The organism is Rheinheimera sp. (assembly GCF_036568245.1).
Classification (GTDB): Bacteria; Pseudomonadota; Gammaproteobacteria; order Enterobacterales; family Alteromonadaceae; genus Alishewanella.
In genome coordinates this window covers 1-3,391 of sequence record NZ_DATCSY010000083.1, presented here as the reverse complement: position 1 = coordinate 3,391, position 3,391 = coordinate 1, and the positions used below count along the sequence as shown (strand labels likewise).

1 protein-coding gene and 1 pseudogene are annotated in these 3,391 nt (G+C 51.9%); one reads left to right on the top strand and one right to left on the bottom strand.

Features of this window, described 5'->3' with window-relative positions; genetic code table 11:
- Positions 1-282 (top strand): annotated as a pseudogene (locus VIN66_RS03695) (alpha-amylase); the annotation flags it as partial.
- Position 283: 1 nt separating this feature from the next.
- On the opposite strand, the gene VIN66_RS03690 reads toward VIN66_RS03695, so the two are convergent.
- Positions 284-3,391, bottom strand: a 3,108-nt coding sequence (locus VIN66_RS03690; RefSeq protein WP_331922733.1) for a DEAD/DEAH box helicase, incomplete at its 5' end; no start/stop codon positions are given.

Sequence of the window (3,391 nt, the reverse complement as noted above, 5' to 3'; positions counted from 1 at the left end):
ATCAGCAAGATGCTTAACTTCCACAACCGCATGCAGGGGCAGGGCATGGAAATGCTGGCATGGAATGATTGCGCCATACTGTTTCGCCGGGCGCAGGAAGGTATAGTGGGCATTAATAAATGCGGCAGCACCCAGAGCTTTAATATCAACACCCATAACCGCTTTTACTGGTACCGAAACTACCGTGACGTACTAAGCGGCGGAAATTTGGTGTACATCAACGGTGGCAGCTATAACTTTAGCCTACCGGCCCGTCAGGCCAGAATGTGGTATGCCGACTGATCTAGTCGGCCGTGAACAACGCCAGTAAGTCGTCAGCCTTGCCTTGCCAGGGCTGACCTTTACCACCAGAAAATAACTGATCTGCCAGCTGACGTTTGTGTTGCTGCAGTAATTGTACTTTTTGCTCTACTGTATTCGCCGCAATCAATTTATATACAAACACGGCTTTTTGTTGACCGATACGATGCGCACGGTCGGTAGCTTGTGCTTCGGCAGCCGGGTTCCACCACGGGTCGTAGTGAATAACGGTATCCGCGGCGGTCAGGTTAAGGCCGGTGCCACCGGCTTTTAAGCTGATTAAAAATACCCGGGTGTCGCCGTGCTGAAATGCATCTATCTGCTGCTGACGATGCCTGGTCTGGCCGGTTAGTTTGCTGTAGCTGATACCCAATGCAGTCAGCTCATCTTCAATCAATGTAAGCATACTGGCAAACTGGCTGAAAATCAGTATGTTACGGCCTTCTTCCAGCATTTCCGGCAGGGTGTCGCGCAGCCATTGCAGTTTGGCATTCGTTTGTACTGAGCGGGCGTGCTCTACCGGCACCAGCCTGGCATCACAACAGGCCTGGCGCAGTTTTAGCAAGGCATCAAGAAACTGGATCTGGCTGGCCGCCACGCCTTTTTGCACAAATAATTCCCGTACTTTGGTTTCCATCACCAGCCGGATGCTTTCGTACAGGTTACGCTGATCACTCTCCAGTTCCAGCAACTGCACAATTTCGGTTTTCTCCGGCAGCTCACTGGCAACCTGGGCTTTAGTGCGGCGTAGCATAAAGGGCGCGATTCGTGCTTTTAACGCATGAGCGCGTTCGGTATCACCATGTTTTTCAATCGGTTTGCGGTATACCTGATTAAAGTGCGCATCGTTACCCAAAAGCCCGGGCAAGACAAAATCAAAGATAGATTTGAGCTCACCTAAGTGGTTTTCCAGCGGTGTACCGGATAGCGCCAGTTTAAAACCGGCTTTAAGTAAACGCACCGCTTTAGCGGCCTGGCTGCCGGCATTTTTTATATGCTGGGCTTCGTCCAGGATCACGGCAGAAAGTGGCTGTTGCTGATAATACTTATGGTCGCGCACCACCAACGGGTAGCTGGTTACTATCACATCATAATCGGCAAGTTCATTAAATAATGGCTGGCGTTTGTTACCATGCACCTGCAGCACCCGTAGTTGTGGTGTAAAGCGTGCGGCTTCGGCCAGCCAGTTACCCAGTAAGCTGGTCGGGCAGACAATCAGCGCCGGCTGGGTCAGTTCGCCACGCTGCTTTATACTCAGCAGCAGGCTTAAGGTTTGTAAGGTTTTACCCAAACCCATATCATCTGCCAGAATACCGCCGAGGCCAAATTCGCGTAAAAAGTTCAGCCAGCTTAAGCCCTGTAACTGATAATCACGCAGCGACGCCTGTAAGCCGTGCGGCGTTTCACAAGGCGGTATGCCATTAAAGTTATGCAGTAAACTGCTTAAACGCTGTGCGCGCTGCGCATTTAAAAACTGAATATCTTTTGCGCTCTCGGGGGGCAACAAGGCGGCTTTATAGGCTGGTAAATCAAGGCTGAATTGCGGCTTGTTCGGGTTTAACAGTTCGATAATGGTATCAATAAACGGCTGGATCAATGCTACCGGCAAGGCCAGCTTGCCCTGTGGCAATGATAACCAGATAGGCTTATTGGCATCAGGCAGGCCGTGCTGGCGTAACCACTGACTGATAAGCGGTAGCAAGGGGACCTGAGTGCCATCGATGTCGACCTGAATCGCTAATGCAAAGCCGCCCACGGCATTATCCTGCACGGCGAGATAAGGATCGCCGGTTAAAATGTCCAGGTTAAAGTTTTCATCACGGGCAATATGCCAGCCTTGCTGCTGCAGCTGTGGTAAGGCATCCAGTAACGGTTGCCACAGCAGCGGGTTGTCCGGTCCGTCACCGACACCAAAAGCGCTGTGCTCTGTATATGGCGCCGGCAAGGCAGGCAGTTGTTGCAGTTCAAGCTCGACTAACTGCTCCAGCGCCGAAATTTCTGTACTGCGATCCCGCTTAACAAAAACCGTCACACCGTCCTGTTCCAACTCAGTTTGTGCCTGATTTAAATCCAGTGGCAGCAGATAACCGGCATACTGAAACTGCAGCACTGCGGTGGGTTCACTGCGGCTTTTCAGCTTGTGTGGCAGCATTTTTAGTTGCAGCACCGGACGAGGGCGGCTTTTTACCTGCTTTAAACCTTCAGCAGAAGGTACTGGCAGGCTGGTCTGGTTGAACAGTTGCTGCAGGCGGCTGATGCTGGGTAATAAGGCCTGCTGCGGTATTGGTGGCATTTTATTCAGTAATTTCAGCTGCTCACTGCTAAGCCGGGTGTCCAGCTCGCCAATCTGGTAGTAGCTGGTATCCAGGTAACAGGGTGGGTCTGTGTACACCAGTTCAAAATCACGGTCAGCATCGTCAAGCTGCCAGCTTAACTGCTGCCCGGCAGCAGTATTTTGCCAGACAAACTGTAACGGCCGTTTTGGCCCTTCTGTCACCGGGTAGCGCGCTTCAGAAAAGAAACAGCGGCCACTGCCAAGCAGTTGCTGTAATAGCTGATAACCCCAATCGCCTTCCAGCAGTGGTAAGTCCCGCAGGCTTTGCGCGCGGAAATAACTGAGTAAACGGTAATCATGCTGCTCGATCCAGTGCGGTATTGTCGGTGCGACTAAATCATACTTACCAATGGCAACGCCTTTGGTATAGCCGCCTTTTTTACTCTCCCGCACCCGCCGCGGGCTTAGCTGTAACCCGGCCTGGCCATAAGACAGCAGATACAACACCACATCTTTGTCATCCTCGGGCGGGGCTAAAGATTGCTCTACCTGCTCAAACCACTGATTCAGTTGTCGTACCGGTTGTTGTTCCAGTTTTAGTTTGTCTTGCTGGTAATCACGTTGTAGCCGCAGCAGCACTGCCAGTACATGCTTGCAGTTGGCACCCACCGGGCAGGTGCAGCGGTTTTGCAGCTGCCAGCCGTCGCTGGTGTTTTTAAGGGTAATAAACTGCCGGTATGGCGTGAAAGCTGCGCCCCAAACCTGAGCGCTGATGTCAGACAGATCGCTTTTGTACTCCAGTTTCACCACTTTACC